This is a genomic window from Clostridium sp. NSJ-49 (assembly GCF_014287725.1).
Taxonomy (GTDB): domain Bacteria; phylum Bacillota; class Clostridia; order Clostridiales; family Clostridiaceae; genus Clostridium; species Clostridium disporicum_B.
Window position 1 is genome coordinate 61,411 of the sequence record NZ_JACOOP010000011.1, and the last position, 19,534, is coordinate 80,944.

At 29.5% G+C, this 19,534-nt stretch carries 25 protein-coding genes; all 25 read left to right on the top strand.

All coding sequences use genetic code 11. The features are described 5' to 3' along the window. The gene (locus H8S10_RS05900) at positions 1-192 is read left to right on the top strand and encodes a hypothetical protein (RefSeq protein WP_186838241.1); all 192 of its coding nucleotides are present in this window, start codon (positions 1-3) and stop codon (positions 190-192) included. A gap of 132 nt (positions 193-324) precedes the next feature. Further along, positions 325-516 carry a hypothetical protein gene (locus tag H8S10_RS05905; RefSeq protein ID WP_186838242.1) on the top strand — a complete coding sequence of 64 codons (192 nt, stop codon included), beginning with the start codon at positions 325-327 and terminating at the stop codon, positions 514-516. Positions 517-656: 140 nt separating this feature from the next. Beyond that, positions 657-1,175, top strand: a complete 519-nt coding sequence (locus tag H8S10_RS05910; RefSeq protein ID WP_186838243.1) for a ClbS/DfsB family four-helix bundle protein — start codon at positions 657-659, stop codon at positions 1,173-1,175. A 141-nt stretch (positions 1,176-1,316) separates the two neighbouring features. Next, positions 1,317-1,538: a hypothetical protein gene (locus tag H8S10_RS05915; RefSeq protein WP_186838244.1), complete on the top strand. Its 222-nt coding sequence runs from the start codon at positions 1,317-1,319 to the stop codon at positions 1,536-1,538. A gap of 13 nt (positions 1,539-1,551) precedes the next feature. Next, positions 1,552-1,740, top strand: coding sequence for a hypothetical protein (locus H8S10_RS05920; protein WP_186838245.1), 189 nt, complete (start codon positions 1,552-1,554; stop codon positions 1,738-1,740). A gap of 33 nt (positions 1,741-1,773) precedes the next feature. Continuing rightward, positions 1,774-1,968, top strand: a complete 195-nt coding sequence (locus tag H8S10_RS05925) for a hypothetical protein (protein WP_186838246.1) — start codon at positions 1,774-1,776, stop codon at positions 1,966-1,968. Positions 1,969-2,019: 51 nt separating this feature from the next. Next, positions 2,020-3,045 (top strand): site-specific tyrosine recombinase/integron integrase, encoded by a 1,026-nt coding sequence (xerA, locus tag H8S10_RS05930; protein ID WP_186838247.1) that lies wholly within the window; start codon positions 2,020-2,022, stop codon positions 3,043-3,045. A 58-nt stretch (positions 3,046-3,103) separates the two neighbouring features. After that, positions 3,104-3,469 carry a hypothetical protein gene (locus H8S10_RS05935; protein ID WP_186838248.1) on the top strand — a complete coding sequence of 122 codons (366 nt, stop codon included), beginning with the start codon at positions 3,104-3,106 and terminating at the stop codon, positions 3,467-3,469. A gap of 45 nt (positions 3,470-3,514) precedes the next feature. After that, on the top strand, positions 3,515-3,928 hold the full coding sequence (locus H8S10_RS05940) for an RNA polymerase subunit sigma-24 (protein ID WP_186838249.1): 414 nt from the start codon (positions 3,515-3,517) through the stop codon (positions 3,926-3,928). A gap of 167 nt (positions 3,929-4,095) precedes the next feature. Further along, complete coding sequence (locus H8S10_RS05945) at positions 4,096-4,410, top strand: hypothetical protein (protein ID WP_186838250.1); 315 nt, start codon at positions 4,096-4,098, stop codon at positions 4,408-4,410. Beyond that, on the top strand, positions 4,398-4,763 hold the full coding sequence (locus tag H8S10_RS05950) for an HNH endonuclease signature motif containing protein (RefSeq protein WP_186838251.1): 366 nt from the start codon (positions 4,398-4,400) through the stop codon (positions 4,761-4,763). The genes H8S10_RS05945 and H8S10_RS05950 overlap by 13 nt, the downstream gene beginning before the upstream one ends. Before the next feature lie 150 nt (positions 4,764-4,913). Then, the gene (locus H8S10_RS05955; protein WP_186838252.1) at positions 4,914-5,531 is read left to right on the top strand and encodes a P27 family phage terminase small subunit; all 618 of its coding nucleotides are present in this window, start codon (positions 4,914-4,916) and stop codon (positions 5,529-5,531) included. Then, complete coding sequence (locus tag H8S10_RS05960) at positions 5,518-7,176, top strand: terminase large subunit (RefSeq protein WP_186838253.1); 1,659 nt, start codon at positions 5,518-5,520, stop codon at positions 7,174-7,176. Before H8S10_RS05955 ends, H8S10_RS05960 begins: the two co-directional genes overlap by 14 nt. A gap of 4 nt (positions 7,177-7,180) precedes the next feature. Then, positions 7,181-8,362, top strand: a complete 1,182-nt coding sequence (locus tag H8S10_RS05965; RefSeq protein WP_186838254.1) for a phage portal protein — start codon at positions 7,181-7,183, stop codon at positions 8,360-8,362. Continuing rightward, positions 8,355-9,122: a head maturation protease, ClpP-related gene (locus tag H8S10_RS05970; RefSeq protein ID WP_186838255.1), complete on the top strand. Its 768-nt coding sequence runs from the start codon at positions 8,355-8,357 to the stop codon at positions 9,120-9,122. Before H8S10_RS05965 ends, H8S10_RS05970 begins: the two co-directional genes overlap by 8 nt. Before the next feature lie 15 nt (positions 9,123-9,137). Then, positions 9,138-10,331 carry a phage major capsid protein gene (locus H8S10_RS05975; RefSeq protein WP_186838256.1) on the top strand — a complete coding sequence of 398 codons (1,194 nt, stop codon included), beginning with the start codon at positions 9,138-9,140 and terminating at the stop codon, positions 10,329-10,331. Position 10,332: 1 nt separating this feature from the next. After that, on the top strand, positions 10,333-10,638 hold the full coding sequence (locus H8S10_RS05980) for a hypothetical protein (RefSeq protein WP_186838257.1): 306 nt from the start codon (positions 10,333-10,335) through the stop codon (positions 10,636-10,638). Next, positions 10,613-11,281, top strand: a complete 669-nt coding sequence (locus H8S10_RS05985) for a phage head closure protein (RefSeq protein ID WP_186838258.1) — start codon at positions 10,613-10,615, stop codon at positions 11,279-11,281. Before H8S10_RS05980 ends, H8S10_RS05985 begins: the two co-directional genes overlap by 26 nt. Then, positions 11,281-11,664, top strand: coding sequence for an HK97-gp10 family putative phage morphogenesis protein (locus H8S10_RS05990; protein WP_186838259.1), 384 nt, complete (start codon positions 11,281-11,283; stop codon positions 11,662-11,664). Before H8S10_RS05985 ends, H8S10_RS05990 begins: the two co-directional genes overlap by 1 nt. 1 nt (position 11,665) lies before the next feature. After that, entirely contained in the window at positions 11,666-11,998 is a 333-nt protein-coding gene (locus H8S10_RS05995; protein WP_186838260.1) for a hypothetical protein, read from the top strand. A gap of 5 nt (positions 11,999-12,003) precedes the next feature. After that, entirely contained in the window at positions 12,004-12,591 is a 588-nt protein-coding gene (locus H8S10_RS06000) for a major tail protein (RefSeq protein ID WP_186838261.1), read from the top strand. A gap of 84 nt (positions 12,592-12,675) precedes the next feature. Beyond that, the gene (locus H8S10_RS06005; protein ID WP_186838262.1) at positions 12,676-13,215 is read left to right on the top strand and encodes a hypothetical protein; all 540 of its coding nucleotides are present in this window, start codon (positions 12,676-12,678) and stop codon (positions 13,213-13,215) included. Between the two features lie 21 nt (positions 13,216-13,236). Continuing rightward, the gene (locus tag H8S10_RS06010; RefSeq protein ID WP_186838263.1) at positions 13,237-16,758 is read left to right on the top strand and encodes a phage tail tape measure protein; all 3,522 of its coding nucleotides are present in this window, start codon (positions 13,237-13,239) and stop codon (positions 16,756-16,758) included. Next, positions 16,748-17,440, top strand: a complete 693-nt coding sequence (locus H8S10_RS06015; RefSeq protein ID WP_186838264.1) for a phage tail domain-containing protein — start codon at positions 16,748-16,750, stop codon at positions 17,438-17,440. Before H8S10_RS06010 ends, H8S10_RS06015 begins: the two co-directional genes overlap by 11 nt. Positions 17,441-17,449: 9 nt before the next feature. After that, positions 17,450-19,534: phage tail protein (locus tag H8S10_RS06020; protein WP_186838265.1), on the top strand; the 2,085-nt coding region annotated here is incomplete at its 3' end.

The following is a 19,534-nucleotide window of genomic DNA, read 5'->3' on the forward strand; positions in this document are numbered from 1 at the left end:
ATGAGAGGTATGAATGAGTTAACAGTTAATGAAATTATAGAGTATTTAAATACAGAAAGCTTTGATAGTTTTATACCAGAACTTCTGAAGATAAGAATAAGAAATATATTTGAATTAACAAATGAAGAGGCAAATAGAGTTTATTACATATGGAAAGGTGAATATATGAAAACAAAAACAATAAATAGCTAACAATGCATATGCATTAATATAATTTCGTAACCAATAGAGACTTAAGCGGCAGGATTACAAATTGCTAAAGTTAAGTGGTTACAGTAGAGGGGAGAGGTGAAACTCTCCCTAGTAAAATAAGAGGTGATTAAGTTGAATAAAAGATTTAACAAACCGAAGCCTATTTTAAAAATAGATAAAGATAGCAATCAAATTATAAAAAGATATGAAAGCATAAAGGAAGTAGCAAGAGATAATTTAATAGAGCCTAATTGCATAAGAAGAGCTTTAGAAGGAATATACAAAACATCATGTGGATATAAGTGGTGTTATGAAAATAAATAACAATTTGAAATTATTGTGAACTAATTAAGAAAATTTGTTCTTTGAAAATTGAATAGTACGGTATTTGAAGCCATATGCAAATAATGGTATGATTAAATTATATTGTAAATGGTGAATTGGAAGTGAAAAGGAGATATTAAATGAGAGTATACAAAAATAAAGAAGAATTAAAAGGTGAAATTAAGAAAACGTATGAAAAATATATTTTAGAATTTGATAGCATTCCTGAAGATTTTAAGGATAAAAGATATGAAGAAGTGGGCAGAACTCCTGCCGAAAATCTTGCCTATCAAGTGGGGTGGACAACTTTAATTTTAAAGTGGGAAAATGATGAAAGATCAGGATTAGAAGTCAAAACACCAACTGAAATGTTTAAATGGAACCAGTTAGGTGAATTGTATCAATGGTTTACAGATACATATGCTCATTTATCTTTAAGGGAATTAAAAAATATGCTCGATAAAAATATTGATGATATTTACAAAATGATAGATGTTATGACTGAGGATGAATTATTTAAGCCTCATAAAAGGAAGTGGGCTGATGAGGCTACCAAAACAGCGATATGGGAAGTATATAAATTTATTCATGTAAATACAGTTGCACCATTTGGGACTTTTAGGACTAAGATAAGAAAGTGGAAGAAATTAGCATTATAAATCTGGATTTATACAGTAGATAAAATAAACATAAAATTAATAATATTAAATTAGTCAAAATATCGTATTATTTTAAATAAATATACGATATTTTTTTATGCGCAATTCAAAAATATTACAAAGTAAGCAGGAGGAATAAAAATGGATAATAAATTAGAAGTTAACAAATTAATATATCCCAATAATATTACAAATAATATTAACAAAATAAAAATACCAAAAATGTATAAAGTAAATTTTGATAAAGTAGAAAATGTACATCTGAAATTATTATTAAAAGCTTTGTATGAATCAATGAATATAAAAATACAAGAAGATTCAAGCTATTTTGATTTATTAAAAGATGTATTAGTAGAAGTTTAAAGGAGGTTTGCAAATGAAGTTTATAGACAAACATGGATTTATATTAACATTAAGCAATGAAACTGAATTGAGTGTAGATGAAGCTACAGAGTTAATTAACAAAATACCATCTAAATACTTAGAAATTGCTACAAATAAATACAAAAATAACGGTTTATTAAGTTTAAAAATGTTTGCAGAAGGTTCAAAGTTTTTACATTAAATAGTTCACAATTCAAAAATAGGGGGTACTTTTATGCCGAGACATATTCAAAATATAGAAAGTGTGATAATTACAGAAAGTGATTTAAAAGTCTTTAATAATAGACTTAATTCAGAAGTAGAACGTTTATTAAGAAAAGGACTTGAAGTGGCAACAGATAAATTTTTAAATTCTCGTGGATTTTATTCTGCAACACTTACTGGTTATAAAGTTATAAAAGAATGGTAATGAACTATTCAAAAATATAACTATTTAGAAAATAAAAGGGAGGAGAAGAACATGGAAAACTTAAACTATAGAAATTGTAATGAGGAATTAGCTATAAAAATAATAGGGAAATTAACGTTAGAAATGCCAGAGCTAGAAGTTAACTTACCTAAGCAATTAGAAATCAAAAGATATGTTGAAGAAATAATATATAACTACGAAGTTACATCTAAAGAAACAGCTTTAGTTACAAGTGATTTAGATAGTAAGATAAATTATTTCTTAGCTACAAAGAAGTTAGAAGGCTTATCAGCTGCAACATTAAAGAATTACACATATACATTAAGAAAATTAGAAAAATTCTTTAATAAGCCAGCTAGTACAATTTCAACTGGTGACATAAAAATGTTTATGTATTCAGAGGGTGAGACTAAAAGTCCATCAGGAATGAATACATTTATGACACCAATAAGACTTTTCTTTAAATTCTTACAAAATGAAGAGTTTATAGTTAAGGATCCATGTGCTTCTATAAAACCAGTAAAAGAGCCAAAGAGAGAAAAGAAACCACTTAATGAAGAACAAGTAGAAATGTTAAGAGACTGTATGTTATCTAAAAGAGATAGAGCAATATTAGAATTCTTTTTGAGTACTGGATGTAGAGTTGCTGAAGTAGGTAATGTAAAGATATCAGATATAGATTTTAACCACAGAACGCTTTTAGTTATAGGAAAAGGTAATAAAGAGCGTAGAGTGTATTTTACAGAAAGATGTAAAAGAGCAATATTAAATTATTTAAAAGATAGAAAAGATAATACAGAGTATTTATTTGTATCTAAGAAAGCACCATACAAGAAGTTAAATAATAGAGGATATCAAGTAATAGTTAAAAATATGCAAAGAATGGCTAATATTGAAATGAATATAACACCTCATACATTTAGACATACAATGGCTACAAATGCACTTAGAAGTGGAATGGCTCCTGAATGTATACAACAGATACTAGGACATAATGATGTTGGATTGACTTTGAGGGTGTATGCACGTGTAGCTCAAACAGAGGTTGAATATAGCTATAGAAAATTAGTATCATAGGACCAATAAAGGTTCAGATATAGCTGATTAAAAAATAATAATGAAAAGGAGTTAAGCAATGGGAGGATTAGGCACTAAAGATAATAGTAACCTAGAAGAGGTATTTAAAAATGTTAAAAAAGAAAAAGAGATTACTTTTGAAGAGAAATATAATCAAGAGCTACAGCAGTTCGATAATATATATAATGGACTTGAAGTGTTAACAGAAGAGGATATAACAGGAGCATTTAATTTGGCCAAGGAAAGTATACAAGCTTATAATAGGTGGTCATACATTAAATATGATATAAAAAAGGATTTAAAGAGAGGGCAATTAACAGCAACTAAAGAAAGACTTGAAGAGATGTGCACATATCTTAAGCACGTATATACATTTACTAAATCTATATGGCTTAAAGCAAGAGAAGATTTGAGAAATCAATAAATAAAGTTATTTAAATGTGCTTTTAAAAGCAAGAGTGGAGGAATTATGACTAAAGAAAAATTGAAGAGGTATAGAAGGTTATTATCAGAATTAGAATTGCTTAAAAGACAACTTGAAAAATTAGAACCTGAATTTGTTAGTGATTCAGTAAATGGTTCAGATTCAGAGTTTCCATATACTAATCACAAGATGCATGTAGAGGGGTATGATTTAAACAGTTATAAGAGGAAAGTATCAAGATTAAATAAAAGAATAATAAATAAGATGAATGAATTAGTAGAGGAGAAAGATAGTTTAATAGAGTTCATTTATAACTTAGAGGATTCAGAGGCAAGACAGATATTTATATATAGATACATTGACGGATTAGCTTGGAAAGAGATAGCAGCTAAAATGAATTATGGTACAAGTACTGTAAGACTAAAACATGATAATTTAATTAGAAATTTAAAAGATTAGCACCTATTAGCACTTTAAAAGTTATATAATTGTATTGTGAAAAATATAAAGTTCATTAAAAACAAGTAAATATGGCAAGAGTTAATTTAAAAACTAAATATTATTGCGCTATAAAAAGATGTTTAACTTATGTTGAGCATCTTTTTTGTTTAGAAGGAAGTGAGCAAATGAAAGTTATATGTGATAAGTGTAATAATGAATTTACCATAACTAAAGAAAAGATATTGAAGAAAAGTATAGATGATATTAAAGTTGAATATTTTAAGTGTTCTGAATGTGATGAAGTATATATAACAACTTGTATAGATAGTTATGTTGAAAGAGAACAGAGAAAGCTTAAGATCTTAGATGAGAAGATAGCTAATACAATTAATATACATGAAAGAGAAAGACTTATTATTAAATCTCAAAGGAAACTTAAACATTTGAAAGCTCAATCAGATAGGTTAAAGACTGAAGTTAAAAAGAAATGGACCCTTTAAAGCTAGAGAAGTGGATTAGAGAGTTAATTGAGCAGAGGGAACTTTGGAGATTTTATAAGTCTAAATACTGGGCAGGAAATAAAAATAATAAAGGATTAAAAAATGAGGTCCTTGAAGAACAGAAATATGAATGCCAAGAATGTTTAAAAGAAGGTAAGTTAACTAGAGCAGATACAGTTCATCATGTACAGTTTGTTAGAAAGCATCCAAGATTAGCTTTAAGTAAGTATTATACTTATAAAGGTGTTGAGTATCGCAATCTTATTGCAGTATGTGCAGCTTGTCATAATAAACTTCATCCAGAAAAACATAAGCCTAAGAAAGAAACCTTTATTAATGAGGAGCGTTGGTAAGTACCCCCTACCTCCCTATACCCTTTTTATTTTAGGGGGGACTGACACCGGCAAGGGGTTAAGGTAAACGGAGTTTTTTTATTGCGCGCATATGAGGGGGGTAGCATAGCAAAATAGGACAGTTTTTAAGGTAGTAAGGAGGTGGTTAAAATGAGCAATATAAGTAAAAGTAAAATACAGGTAAAAGCCGAAAAAGACTATATTTCAGGAATGACTTATGTTAAGTTAGCAGAAAAGTATAATGTGTCAATAAGTACCATAAAAACATGGCGAAAAAAATTCAATTGGACAAGGCCAAAAGAGGTCAAAACATCCAATTTGGGCATAAAAAAGGACAATTTTATGGCAAAAAATAGGGCAAAAAATGCCATAAAAAAAGTACCATCAAAAAGGGCAACTAATAAGATAAAAAAAGAAGTTCTTTTAACCTATGATAATACTACTTTAGAAGATTATGAAGCTATGAGGGAAGATTTATTAAATCAGCTTAAGAATAATGGGGTTAATGGACTATTTTATGATGATTTAGTTGATGTTTATATGAAGATGTACACAATAAAGAATAAGTTGATTTTGGATATAGAAGAGCGTGGGGTTGCTGTTGAATGGAGTAATGGTAAACAAACTAGCGTTAAAAGAAATGATAGTTTAGATGGATTACACAAAACAGTAGCGCAAATGCTGAATATATTAACTAAGCTTGGATTAGATATTCCTGAAAACAAAAATATAGGCTCTGGTAAGGGTGAAGATGATGAAGCATTATAGTAAATATATAAACCCTTACATGGAAAAAATATTAAACAATGAAATAGAGCATTGTGAACATCAAGAGGATATGATTAATAATATAGTCATTCCAGTACTTGAGCGAGATGATGTATATATTGATGAAAATAAAATTGAAGAAGGTTTATCACTACAGAAATACTTTCCATACAAGTTAATTGAATGGGAGGTATTTTTATTTGCACTAATAGTTGGGGTATTTAAATCAGATGGAGATATCTTTTTTAAAGAAGTAAGAATAATAGTAGGTCGAGGTAGTGGTAAAAATGGATTTATATCATTCTTATCATTCTATTTCTTAAGTCCTTATCATGGAATTAAAGGATATAATATTGATTTATTGGCCAATACAGAAAATCAAGCAAAAACAACATTTAATGATGTTTATGAAATAATAAAAGAACCAATTAATAAAAGTTATGAAAATGTATTAAAGAAAAATTTTCATGCTACTAAAACCGAAATTACAGGATTAAAAACCAAATCGGTATTAAGATTTAATACTTCAAGTAAAAGAGGTAAAGACAGTAAAAGAACTGGATGTGTTATATATGATGAAAAGCATGAGTATGAAGATACAACTAACGTTAATACATTAGCTTCAGGACTTGGTAAGGTATGGCATGGAAGAGAAATAACAATAACTACTAATGGTCATGTTAGAGGTGGCTTATTAGATAGAGAGTTAGAACAAAACAAAGATATATTAAAAGAATACAATCCATTAAATAGAACTTTAGTTTTTTGGTGCAGGATAGAAAGTGAAGACGAATGGGATAAACCAGATAAGTGGATTAAGGCTATTCCATCAATTAATGATTTTCCAAGTTTAAAAAGTACTATTGAAAAAGAAGTATTAGATATGCCTTATAAACTAGATTATTTTCCAGAGTTTATGGCAAAGAGAATGAATTATCCTGTAGGGAACAAAGATATTGAAGTAGCTACATGGGACGATATTCTTGCAACTAATCAAGAAATGACAAACCTTGAAGGCATGGAGTGTGTTGGTGGAGTTGACTTTGCTATGACCGATGATTTTGTGGGAGTATGCTTAGTGTTTAGAGCTAATGGTAAGTATTATGTTATTCAACATACTTTTGTATGTGCTAACTCAAAAGACTTAAAAGGAATTAAAGCTCCTTTGAGAGAGTGGGAAGAAAAAGGTGACTTAACCATAGTTGAAGATGTTGAAATTCCAGCTCATTTAGTAACAGATTGGTTTTTAAAAATGGGAACTAAATATAAAATTAAGAAAATAGGAATTGACCATTTTAGATTTTCATTTTTAAATAGTGAGTTTAAGAAAATAGGGTTTGATGCATACGAAAAGAAAAATATAAGAAGAATTAGACCTAGTGATATTATGATGATTGCTCCAATAATAAATTCGATATTTATCAATCATAACTTTGTATGGGGAGATGTGCCTATACTTAGATGGTTTACTAATAATACAAAAAAAATTCCCCAAAATGGAAATGTTATTTATGGGAAAATTGAAGAGAATTACAGAAAAAACGACGGATTTATGGCCCTTGTTAATGCTGTTATTCTTGCTCAAGAATTAAAAGAAAAGAAGAAGTCAAACTTTGAGAACTTTAGGGTAATAACATTTAATTAAGGAGGTGGTTAAAATTAATTTTATAGAGTTTGTAAAAGACTTTTTAAATCCTAAAACTAAGATTGGTGGAAAAAATATTGTAGAGGATATTGATATAGATTTAAGTAATATAAAATCACAAATTTACTTTAAAGAGTTAGCTCTTTATACTGCTATAAGTTATATAGCTAATGCAATATCTAAATGTGAAATAAAAACTTTTGTTAAAGGAAAAGAAGTTAAAGAAGAAGAGTATTTTGTATTAAACTATTCAGCTAACCTAAATGAAAACTCAAGTTTATTTTGGCATAAGGTTATAGAAAAAATATTCTATAGTTCAAAAGGAGAAGCTTTAGTTATAGTTGGTAGAGATAAAAAGCTTTATTGTGCTGATGATTACACTGTAGATGAACTTCCTATGTTAGGGAATAGATATAGAAATATAAGAATAGGTACTTTATCGTTAGATAGGAGTTATAGAATTGATGAAGTATTTTTGTTTAGACTTGAAAATATGCAAGTTAAAAAGATTATTGATGGACTACATGAAAATTATTCGGAGTTTTTAACTTGTGCTATAAAAAACTATAAGAAAAGTAATTCAAATAAATATAAATTAAACCTTGATGAAGTTGAGGCAGGAGATGAAAAGTTTAATAAAATTTTTGAGACTATCATAAAAGAACAGTTAAAGAGCTTTATTGAAAGTGAATTTTCTATTTATCCTGAATATTCAGGACAAAAATTAGAAGATATAACACCCAAAAATAGTTCAAAAGATGCTTCAGATATTTTAAGTATAAAGAAAGATATATTTGAAACGACAGCACAAGCTATAAAAATACCGCAATCATTAATGTTAGGAAATATAACTAATATGAAAGAGGTTATGAATACTTTCATTACCAATGTAATTGATCCTTATGCAAAGATGATTGAAAGAGAATTAACTAGAAAAGAAGGTTATCAGAGTTGGAAAGAAGGTAATTATGCTAAAGTTGATACTTCTAAGATAAATCATATAGATATTTTAGAGGTAGCAGAAAAGTTAGACAAGCTTATTTCTTCAGGTACAACTTGTATAGATGAAACAAGGGCATTAATTGATATGGAAGCTCTTAATACAGACTTTAGTAAAACACATTTCATAACTAAAAACTATGATACTATTGAAAATCGATTGAAAGGAGGTGAGAAAAATGAATAAACAATACTACTCGTTAGTTCAAGAAAATAATGAAGCTACTCTTAACATTTATGGAGATATAACATCATGGGAGTGGTATCCAGGAGATGTATCTAGTTATACATTATCAAAACAATTGGAGAACATAGAAGCTGATGTTATTCATGTGTATATAAATTCATATGGTGGAGAGGTAGCTGAAGGGTTAGCAATTTACAATTCATTAAAAAGGCATAAAGCTAAAATCATTACTCATGCAGATGGCTTTGCTTGCTCAATTGCTTCAGTTATATTTATGGCAGGAGATGAGCGTATAATGTCAACAGCTAGTTTGTTAATGATACATAATGCGTGGACTTTCGCGTGTGGAAATGCAAAAGAATTAAGGAAGCAGGCGGAGGATTTAGATGTTATAACTCAAGCTTCAGTTAATGCTTATATGGCAGAGATAAATATAAGTGAAGAGGAATTAAAACAGTTATTAGATGATGAGACTTGGTTAAGTCCTCAATCAGCTTTAGATATGAATTTCTGTACAAGTATTGTAAATGAAAAAGATACAGAAAAAGCTAGTCAAAGTGTAAGAAAATCATTATCTAAAATGATTTTAGAGCTTCAAAATGAAAAATCTAATAAGACACAAGATGTTAATCAACAGATTAATGAGTCAGAAGCTAATCAGCAATCAAACAATCAAAATGAAAATAATAATGATAATGAAAATGAGAAAGAACCACAACAAAATTTAATGGGTTCTTTTTTTAATGCAATTTTAAAATAGTAGGAGGAAAAATTTATGTTAAACATTAATAATTTACAACAAAAGGATGCAGTAGTAGCTTTACAGAAAGCTATGGCAGGAGGAACAGAGACTGAAATTCAACAAGCATGGGAAGGCTTCCATCAATCAATAGTAGATGTTGTTAAGCAAGATTTTGAAGAGGCTCATGGAAACCAAACTATTTTAGCTCAAAGAGGATATAGACAATTAACGCCGCAAGAAACAAATTACTATAACAAGTTAATTGAAGTAGGTAAGTCTCCTAATTATAAACAAGCTATGACTGGATTAATAGATATTATGCCAGAAACTATTATTGAGGATGTATATAAAGATTTAGTTGCAGATCATCCGCTTTTAAGCAAAATAAATTTTGTATCTGTAAAATATTTAACTAAGTGGATATTAAATGACCATACAGTTCAAACTGCAGTTTGGGGCGATATAAATTCAGCGATAACAGAAGAAATAACAAGTGCATTTAGAACTATAGAAGTTACTCAATGCAAGTTAAGTGCATTTGCTGTAATTGAAAAAGATATGTTAGATTTAGGACCAGTATTTTTAGATGGATATATAAGAATGTTCTTAAGAGAGGCTTTACTATGTGGATTAGAGCAAGGAATTGTAAATGGTGATGGAAATAAAAAGCCAATAGGGTTAACAAGAGACATACACGAAGGTGTATCAGTAAGTGGTGGTGTTTATCCTAAAAAGACTGCAATAAAAGTAACAAGTTTTTCACCAGTTGAGTATGGAAAATTACTTGTTAAATTAGTTAAGAATGAAAAAGAAAGAAATAGAAAGTTTGACAAGGTTCTTATGATTTGTAATCAATGTGATTATTTATCAAAGATTATGCCTGCAACAACTGTATTAAATGGAGCAGGAGCATATGTAAATAACTTATTCCCATTCCCAACAGAGGTTGTTATATCAAATGAGTTAGAAGATGGGGAAGCAGTACTATGTTTACCAGAAGAGTATTTTATGGGAATTGGTGGAGCTAAAGAAGGTGTAATTGAGTATTCAGATGAATTGAAGTTCCTAGAAGATAAAAGAGTATACAAGATAAAAATGTATGGTATGGGTAAAGCTTATGATGATACAGTATCTATATTATTAGATATATCTGATTTAGATCCTGCATATATAACAGTGAAGAATGAGACACAAGCTGCAGCGTTATCAGCAAGAAAGAGTAAGTAGTATGAAAAATATAGCTGATTTACTTCAAAAGGTAAAAGAAAAATTAAAAGTAACTTGGCAAGATGAATCAACAGATAAAAGAATTACAGAAATGATTGAAGATGCACAAGTAACTTTAAATCATAAATTAGGAGCGGAGATAGACTATTCTGCTCCTGGAATGGAACGTAATTTATTTCTTAACTATTGCCTATATGCATGGAACGACTGCGTAAATGAATTTGATAATAATTATAGAAATGAAATTTATCAAATTAGAAATAAGTATAAGGTGAAAAGATATGTTGAAAAGAAAGAAGAACTTTGATAGCTTCAATGATGGAATTATAGAGTTTGGGGACTATATAGAAAGTTATGATGAAAATAATAATGCTTGTGAAGAGAAGGAGTTTTCTATAAAGGGAAAGCTTCTTTTTTCTTATAAAACTATAAGAGAGCAAGATAGATTAAAGTATGATGATACAGGGGTAAAAGTATCTATAAAAATAAAAACATACTATCTACCTAATTTAAAATCATCTAATACAATTAGATTAAATAATACACTATATAGTATTGCCCATATAGATCCTGATAATTTTAAAGAAAAGATGTATATATATCTAACAGAATTAAAGAACGATATGAGTAAACACATATCAATTTACACCAAAATTGATGATAATAATCCTCTAACTGATGATAAATGGGATTTATTTAGAACCGTTTGGGGAGATATAGAAGCTATAAATACCGTAAAAACTCTTGAAGATACTAACAATGGTAAAGTAGAAAACAAACTTAAAAAGAAGTTTATTATAAGATATTTAAAAGAATTAGATGCAACGCTTAATAAACAAGTAACTGTTCAATACAAAATTAAATATAAAAACTACTATTACAATATTGTTGGTACAAATAATGTTGAAGAGAAAGACGAAATATTAGAGTTAGAGGCAGTGATTGAATAGTGGGATTAAATGTAGATTTTTCAAAGTTAAATAATAAAATTTCAAAACTTGCAAATAAAGCTAATCAAAAGAATATTGATAAAGCTTTAGATAAGGGAGATATAGTTTTGAAGAGAGCTATGCGTAATGAAGTTCCTAAAGATACTGGAGAGCTTAAAAGAAGCATAGGAGAAATTAATAGAAAAGGAAAAGGAACTAAAAGGACCAGTACAGTTGGTATTAATTCTGATGATAGAGAAGTTATTGAAAGAGGATATTATCAGGAACATGGAACTAAAAGAATTTCAGGTAAGAAGTGGATGAAAAGAGCTAGTAAAAATTCTAAAGATAAAGTTTTAGAAGTTATGGCTAAATCGCTTAAAGAGGATATGAAGGATAGTTAATATGTATAACAAAATAGTTGAAGTTCTACAGAAATTAAATATAGATATTGCTATTAACCAATATGAAGGCAATTCTGATGAATATATATTAGTTAGTATTTATAAAGATGAAGATAGTGACTTCTTTGATAATACTAATTTATCAGAAACTTATTATATTAATGTAGCATATTGGTTTAAAAGTAAAACCAATATAGACAAGTATAAAAAAATAAAATCTTTACTAAAAAAGCATGACTTCATATATGATGGAGGAAAAGAACTCAATGATAAGGAGTATATGGGAAGAAGTTTAGATTTTATATATGAAGAATATGAAATAGAAGGAGAATAAGAAAAATGGCAAAGAAAAAGAAAATATTAAGAGGATTATCTAATATACATTTTGCACCGCTTGTAGATGGAGAGTTTCAATCCCCAATACCAATACTATATGCTAAAAAGTGTGAGTGTAAGTTAAGCTATGAAGGTGAGCCAGAATGGGCAGATGATAGACTAGTTGAAAATGGATATGAATTTGCAGGAGGAGAAGGAACTTTAAGTGTATTAGCACTTACAGCAGAGGAACAATCAACATTGTTTGGAAATACTCTTGTTAAAGGTGGCCTTAAGGTTAACTCTGGAGATATATCTCCTGAAGGGGCTTTTTTATTTGAAAGAAAGAAGAAGAACAGTAATGAGAAAAGATTATATGTAATATATTCTTGTGTTTGCTCACCTTCAAATATATCGGCTGAAACAATAGAAGAAGGAAAGGGAGCAGGTTCAGTTGATGAAATAAACTTTGCTATAGGTCAATTATCAAATGGAGATATTTATCATTATGTAGATACTGATGATCCAACCATTCCAGAAGAAGCAAAAACAAATTGGTTTAAAACAGTACAAAAGCCACAAGAAAAAGAAGAGATGAGGGAAAGAAAGTAGCACCTCAAACAGAAAAAGCTACGGTAAAAAAATAGAGTTAAGAGAGATTGCTTATGCAGTCTCTTTTTTATTTATGGGTGATTTATGTATAGAGCAGTATTTGAAATAGATGGATATACCTTTTATGGAACATTAGATATGCATGTGTTAAAAATGGCACAAATGGAATTAGAGGAATGTGGCAAAGACTTAAAGATACATGAAATATTAAAAGGAATAGCAGAGTTTGATATGCATTGTATAAGTGCATTGTTATTACAATCGGTAATTAGATGTGGGGAGATTACGGAAAAAGAATTTTTATCAATTTATATAAGAGATAGAAACGAAGAGGAAATTGAAAGAAATTTTCTTAATATAACCGAATATTTTTCAAAGCTTATGAAAAGATGTATGCCGAAAAGTGATACCAATAGTGAAGAAGATGAATTTGAAGATGTTCTAGAGTTTAATGAAGAGGAAAAAGCTGACTGGGATTTTCCTTATATGGAGTTTTTATGGAGTAGTAAATTAAATAAAAATAATTTTTGGGAAGTAACACCTAAAAATTATTTTGAACAAATTGATATTTACAAAAAGCTAAACGAGGAACAAGAGGAAACAGAAGATGTAGAGTATCTATAGAAAAGAGAAGGGGGTGAGCGTGTGGGAAGTAAAGCTGATGTAATTGAAAAATTGGCAGTAGAACTTTCTCTTGAAGCTGATGACTTTAAAAAGAAGATAAGCTCAATAAATAGTATTATTAAAAATAGTGAAAAAGATTTTAAGTCAGCAGGCAAAGGAGTTAAGGATTTTGAGAATACCTTTAAAGGTCTTGATGCAAAAATTCAGAAAACCACAAAACAATTAGAATTGTATAATCTGAAATTATCCAAGCAAAAAGAAGAGTATGAAAAGAATAAAAAGATTGTTGAAGAACAAACTCAAAAACTTAACAAATTAGAAGAGACATTAGGTAAAAATTCTAAAGAGTGGCAAGAGCAAGCCAAACTAGTACAAAAGAATAGCCGAGACTTAAGTAAATTAGGTAGTGATATAAGGGATACTGAAGCCAATATAAATAAGCTTAGTAAAGAATTGAAAGAGGCTCAAGATAAGTTTGATAATTTAGGAAAGTCAACTAAGTCTACAGAGGAAAAACTAAAAAGTATAGATGATAATGCTAAATTAACAGAGTCAACATTTAATAAGTTAGGTTCAGAGTTAGATCAATCAGGAAACTATTTTAAAAAGATAGGTAATGAAATAAATCAATTAACATTTAAAGTTGATACAGCAGTTCAAAAGACAATAGTTTATGAGGAAGCTATAAATAAAACTAATTCTATATTAAGCAAAAATAGAGATGAACATAATAAACTTGGTAAAGAAATTAAAGAAGCAGAAAATAAGTTAAGCCAAGCTAAAAGTGAATTTGGTGAAAATTCTGATGAAGCTAAGAAATTAAAGCAAGGATTATTAGAGTTAAAAGACCAGTATATGGCATTGGAAAAAGAAATTGATGATAATAAAAAATCTTTAGATGGATACCAAACAGAACTTAATAATGCTCAAGTGGAAGTTAAAGAGTTAACCAAAGAACTTAAAAATATGCCTTTTGATAAGATTGGTGGAGATTTAAAAGAGTTTGGAGAAAAAACAAAGAGTATAGGACAAGGGCTTACAGCAGGAGTAACAGTGCCTATAACTGGAGCTGGAATAGCAGCAATAGTAGCAGGAACAAACTTTGGAACTGCTATGAGTAATCTACAGGCTACAGCAGGTATAAGCGATAAAACATCTGACTCTTTTAAAGCTTTAGAACAAAAAGCTTTAGAAATGGGAAGTAGTACATCGTTTAGTGCTTCTGAAGCAGCGGAAGGACTAACATTTTTAAGTTTGGCTGGATGGGATGTTGAAACATCAATTGCTAGAATTGAACCAGTATTAAGAGCAGCAGAAGCGGGAGGGATGGATTTAGGCTTAGCAGCTGATTTAATTACTGACTCGATGAGTGCTGCAGGTATTGCTTCAGAAGAGTTTGCTAAATATTTAGATGTGTCAGCAAAAGCACAAACAAAGTCTAACCAAACAATGCAACATTTTTATGAGGCCAACATAGTTGCAGGTGGATCATTTAAAATGCTTAATATACCTATGGAAAAATCGGGGGCTTTACTTGGGGTTTTAGCTAATAGAGGTATTAAAGGAAGCGAAGCAGGAAAGGCTTTGAGTTCTGTATTTGCCAATTTAGTTACAGAAACAGGACAAGCAGGAAAAGCATTAAGTTCTATGAATATCTCTTTGTTTGATGGTGAAGGTAAACAAAGGGATATGGTAGAAGTTTTAAAGGAGTTAAGAAGTAAGCTTATTAATACTGCTGATGGTACATCAGAGTTAACTGAAGAACAACAAGCACAATATGCAGCTATGATTGGGGGGAAAACCCAATTCGATACATTAATGGCTTTATTAGATGGGCTTGGTGGCGAATACGATGATTTAGTTGTACACCTAGAAAATTCAAATGGTTCATTGGGTGAAATGGCTAGAATTATGAAGGATAATTTAGGTGGAGAAGTAGAGTCGATGAAATCAGCTCTTGAAGGTGCATTGATACGAGCCTTTGTTGCACTAGAACCAGTTATATCTAAGGTGGTTGAATTAATAACTGAAGCAGCTAATTGGTTCAGTAGCTTAGATGAAGAACAACAAAAGAATATAGTAACTATATTGGCGGTAGTTGCAGCAATTGGACCATTGCTTACAGGAATAGGTCAATTGATTATAGTTGGTGGTAATGCAGTAACTTTATTAGGTGGGCTATCATCAGGGACAGGTATGTTAAGCAAGGCGGTAGGAGTATTATCTGGACCAGTAGGTATAGGATTATTAATAGCAGCTTTAGTAGCTTTGATGGCTTGGTTGGGAGATAGCGAAAGTTCTTTATTAATGCTTCAAGAAAAATTTGGGGGATTAGGATTTGTTATTGGTGGTGTATGTGAATTTATATCTGGAATAGTTCAACTTACATTTGGGAACTTAGGTATAGCTATAATGGGAATTTGCGATATGATTGCGGCTGTAGCAGATGGTCCTGGAGGCTTAACTGTAAATGAAGCGTGGAGTAAAATGACCAATAAAATGACCTTAAATACCGAAGAGGCTATGGGCAAGATAGCATTAACCACCTCAAGAGGTATGTCTCAAATGTTGAATTCAACTGAAGAAAGCTTAACACAACTTACAACTATAATGGATGCAACATTAGGAGTAGTTCCTGGAATAGTAGAAGGTAATTATAGCGAAGCAGGAAGAGTTTTAGGCAATCAATTGGCTTCTATGGATACTAATCAACTTACTATTCTTCAAGGGATGAATGACACGACTAAAATGATGTTCCAAGGAATTAGAGAAGGAATGACAGTTGATGAAGCAGCTAACCAAGTAGAGTGGAATTTAAAGCAAATGAGCAAAGCTGGTAAGATAAACGGAGACAGTATGTCAAAGGATATAACATCAGCTATGGACCAATTAAATAAGCAACTTTCTACTAAAACCAGTGATGCATCTAAAGAAGCAACGAAGAATATTGATACTGCTGAAAAAGGTATTACAAACTCATCAAATACAATGCAAAAAAATGCCTCGAATTCTGCTAATACAATGAAAAGAAATGTTACTAATGCTACGTCTCAAATGGCTAATCAATCAATTAGGGATTGGGATAGATTGAGAAATGCTTATAGTACGCCTATATATGGAAGTGTATCTGTAACAAGAAATGTTAGAGAAACGACCTCAAGAAGCAGAATAATAGAAGATAATTCAGAGTTAAGGAATACACCAAGAGTAATGGCTTTATCGTATGATTTTAATGTTCCTAATATGAATGATTATATTACTGTAGGTACTTACTATAATTCAAAAAGCAGAGAAAGTAATTTATTAAAAGCAAGTGATAAATCATTAGACATTAAAGAGATAATTAGAAAAATAATTAGCATAACCAATACAACATCTAAGAATGATATAAAGGTTATGTTAAATATAGAGAACTTTAATGGAACAGATAAAGAGGAACTATTGAAGTTAGGAAATAAATTAGCAGAGTTAATAGATTTAAAACTTAATGAAATTTCTGAAAAGAAAAATAAAAGGTTAGGAGGTGTTAAACTTGGCCTTTAGCATTATCTATAACAATATACCGCTACCTAATTTTATTCATGTAAAAAATGTAACGACTCAATTATTACCAACTAAAAATAAACGTATAAATGAAAAAATAATAAAAGTTGATTTTTTTATTAGAAAAAATGGATTAATTGACAAACATACAGAAATGGAGTTTATATGTTGGCTTAAAGGTAGCCAAGAAGAGTATAGTAAGCTAACTCTTCCTAATAATTATTCTAGTTATGTATTGGCAAAAGTTAATAATATAATTGACATTGATGGAACATTTAAAAAAGGTGGAGGAGCAATAGAATTTCTTTGTATAGGTAATAGAATAGAAGAGGAAATAAATTCAATAAGCTTGAATAGTAACAACATAATTTATTATTCTGGAACTGCCGAAGTTAAACCAAAGGTAAAAATAAAAGTCTTATCACAAGTTAATGAGATTAAGATAAGTATACAAAATATTAAGTATAATAACTTTATAAAGCTTGTAGGTAACTTTAATCAAAATGATAACATAGAAATAGATATGTCAAGGAATAAGATAACTAAAAATGGTATTGTAGATTTAACTATAATGACATTAGATAGTTATTTTCATAGATTATATCCAGGAGAAAATATATATACTATTTCTGAAAATTCTAAATGTAGTATTACCTTAGAGTGGCAGAATGAATTTTTATAAGGAGGAACTATGCTATTTATATTAAATAAAAATGATCAAGTTATAGAAATCCTCCAAGATGAGGATTTTTCTGATGATGAATATAAGCAACAGATAAATGGAGAGTGGATATATACCTTCCATATAGATAAAATAAACAAAAATATAGTTAAAGAAAATAAAGTTGGATTCTTTGATGAAGATGGTAAATTTCAATTATTTATTATTGATGACACTGAAGAAGTATTTAACTATAGTAAAAAATATGATGTATTAGTATCGTGTTTGCATGATTTTTACGATTTAAGGTTTAGTGTAATAGAAGATAAAAGAGTTATTAATGGAAGTGCTAGACAAGCATTAGAGAAATGCTTAGAAGGTACTTCCTATTCAGTTGGAGAAGTATCAGCATTAGGTAATAAAAATATTAATTTTTATTTTACTAATTCATTATCAGGAATAAATGAAATAATCAAAACTTATGGCGGAGAAGTTTATTTTAGGCTTGAGTTAAATGAAAATAAAACTGCAATAAGTAAAAAATATGTAGATATTAAATATAGCTTAGGTGAAGATACAGGATTAAGATTTACCTTTGATTTGAATTTAGAAGAAGTAAAGAAAAAAGAACATGGTGATATTTTTACAGTTCTATATGGTAGAGGGTCATCACTTGAGAGTGGTAATGGCTATAGTAGAAAAATAGATTTTGCTGATGTAGAATGGTCAACACCAAACAATCCAGTAAATAAGCCTATAGGGCAAAAATATATTGAAAATGTAGAAGCTATAAAGAGATATGGAAGAAAAGAAGGTATATTTGAAGAGAACAATATAAAAGATCCTGAAGAACTTCTAAATGCAACTTATGAAAAATTGAAGGAATGTGAAAGAAGTAAAGTTACTTATACAGTTTCTGTGGAGGATTTATCTAATATATTGGGATATGAACATCTGAAAGTAAGGTTAGGAGATACTGTTATTATATTGGATGAAGAATATGACCTATTAATTCAAGCTAGAATAATAGAACAAAGATATTCAAGAAACTCAAATAATAGTAAAAAGATAATTGTATTAGGTAATTTTATAAAAGGTTTTAGTGATTCTGATTCAAATAGTCAAATAGTGGACAGATTAGATAAGTTAGAGAGTAAACCTAATGATGTAACTGATAAAAACTTTCCTAATACACTTCCTTCTGTTCCAGTTGTAACTACTATAGCTGGTTTTGCAGTTATAGAGCTTTCTTGGACATATGAAAATAAAGTTTATTATACTTACGAAGTTTATGGAAGTAAAATAGAAAACTTTACACCTAATTTTTCAAATTTAATTTTTAAAGGAAATGTAAGTACTTTTTTACACGAAGTAAAACCACAAGAGACTTGGTACTACAGAGTTAGAGCTATAAATACTCACAATAAGGCAACTGAATTTAGTATGCAAGTATCAGCATCAACATTTAAAATTGCAGATGGAACAGAGTATTTCGAAAGCGCAGCTATAAAAGATGCGTTAATAGGAACTTTAAGGTTAGATAGAGCGTGGTTCGGTCAATTAAAAGGAAATAAAATTGATGCTAGGGAAATGAGTGTAACAGATGGGAACGGTGTTAGGACAGTATATATAAGTAACAATGGTAATGTTGAATTAGTAGGAACGATAAAAAGTGGTAATGGAGATTATTTCTCTGTTTTATCAAGAGGTGGACTTTTATTAACTCATAAGGATCAAGAAGTTGGAGGAATAAGGAGTTCAAGATTTGCAAGCAATGAAGATATAAACGGATTAAGTATAGTAATGTCTCCAGAGGGAGATTATTTAGATTTAGGTTATTCTGATAGGGAAGTGCTAAATCCAGGAGCAAAATATTCAGCAATGATGAGATTTACAAGAGCACTTCATGAATTAACAGGAAATTTTATAGGAATACAATTAAAAGCAAATACTAGACTAGATTATGGAAGTGCATTATATTTTAAAAATAATTCGAACTACGACAGTATTATGTATGCATCTACAGGAGGACATATCTGTAGTTTTGGTGATAATGGATTAGTTTTTGGTTATAGAGAAGGAGATTCTAATACAATAGCTATGCAAATAAATGAG

What these genes read in the sequence shown, in the direction of transcription:
- H8S10_RS05975 (WP_186838256.1), top strand. Translation starts at nt 9,138, where the DNA reads ATGTTAAACATTAATAATTTACAACAAAAGGATGCAGTAGTAGCTTTA.
- H8S10_RS05980 (WP_186838257.1), top strand. Translation starts at nt 10,333, where the DNA reads ATGAAAAATATAGCTGATTTACTTCAAAAGGTAAAAGAAAAATTAAAA.
- H8S10_RS05950 (WP_186838251.1), top strand. Translation starts at nt 4,398, where the DNA reads ATGGACCCTTTAAAGCTAGAGAAGTGGATTAGAGAGTTAATTGAGCAG.
- H8S10_RS05935 (WP_186838248.1), top strand. Translation starts at nt 3,104, where the DNA reads ATGGGAGGATTAGGCACTAAAGATAATAGTAACCTAGAAGAGGTATTT.
- H8S10_RS05940 (WP_186838249.1), top strand. Translation starts at nt 3,515, where the DNA reads ATGACTAAAGAAAAATTGAAGAGGTATAGAAGGTTATTATCAGAATTA.
- H8S10_RS05995 (WP_186838260.1), top strand. Translation starts at nt 11,666, where the DNA reads ATGTATAACAAAATAGTTGAAGTTCTACAGAAATTAAATATAGATATT.
- H8S10_RS06000 (WP_186838261.1), top strand. Translation starts at nt 12,004, where the DNA reads ATGGCAAAGAAAAAGAAAATATTAAGAGGATTATCTAATATACATTTT.
- H8S10_RS05970 (WP_186838255.1), top strand. Translation starts at nt 8,355, where the DNA reads ATGAATAAACAATACTACTCGTTAGTTCAAGAAAATAATGAAGCTACT.
- H8S10_RS05985 (WP_186838258.1), top strand. Translation starts at nt 10,613, where the DNA reads ATGTTGAAAAGAAAGAAGAACTTTGATAGCTTCAATGATGGAATTATA.
- H8S10_RS05955 (WP_186838252.1), top strand. Translation starts at nt 4,914, where the DNA reads ATGAGCAATATAAGTAAAAGTAAAATACAGGTAAAAGCCGAAAAAGAC.
- H8S10_RS05910 (WP_186838243.1), top strand. Translation starts at nt 657, where the DNA reads ATGAGAGTATACAAAAATAAAGAAGAATTAAAAGGTGAAATTAAGAAA.
- H8S10_RS05960 (WP_186838253.1), top strand. Translation starts at nt 5,518, where the DNA reads ATGAAGCATTATAGTAAATATATAAACCCTTACATGGAAAAAATATTA.
- H8S10_RS05915 (WP_186838244.1), top strand. Translation starts at nt 1,317, where the DNA reads ATGGATAATAAATTAGAAGTTAACAAATTAATATATCCCAATAATATT.
- H8S10_RS05920 (WP_186838245.1), top strand. Translation starts at nt 1,552, where the DNA reads ATGAAGTTTATAGACAAACATGGATTTATATTAACATTAAGCAATGAA.
- H8S10_RS05925 (WP_186838246.1), top strand. Translation starts at nt 1,774, where the DNA reads ATGCCGAGACATATTCAAAATATAGAAAGTGTGATAATTACAGAAAGT.
- H8S10_RS05945 (WP_186838250.1), top strand. Translation starts at nt 4,096, where the DNA reads ATGAAAGTTATATGTGATAAGTGTAATAATGAATTTACCATAACTAAA.
- H8S10_RS06005 (WP_186838262.1), top strand. Translation starts at nt 12,676, where the DNA reads ATGTATAGAGCAGTATTTGAAATAGATGGATATACCTTTTATGGAACA.
- xerA (WP_186838247.1), top strand. Translation starts at nt 2,020, where the DNA reads ATGGAAAACTTAAACTATAGAAATTGTAATGAGGAATTAGCTATAAAA.
- H8S10_RS05900 (WP_186838241.1), top strand. Translation starts at nt 1, where the DNA reads ATGAGAGGTATGAATGAGTTAACAGTTAATGAAATTATAGAGTATTTA.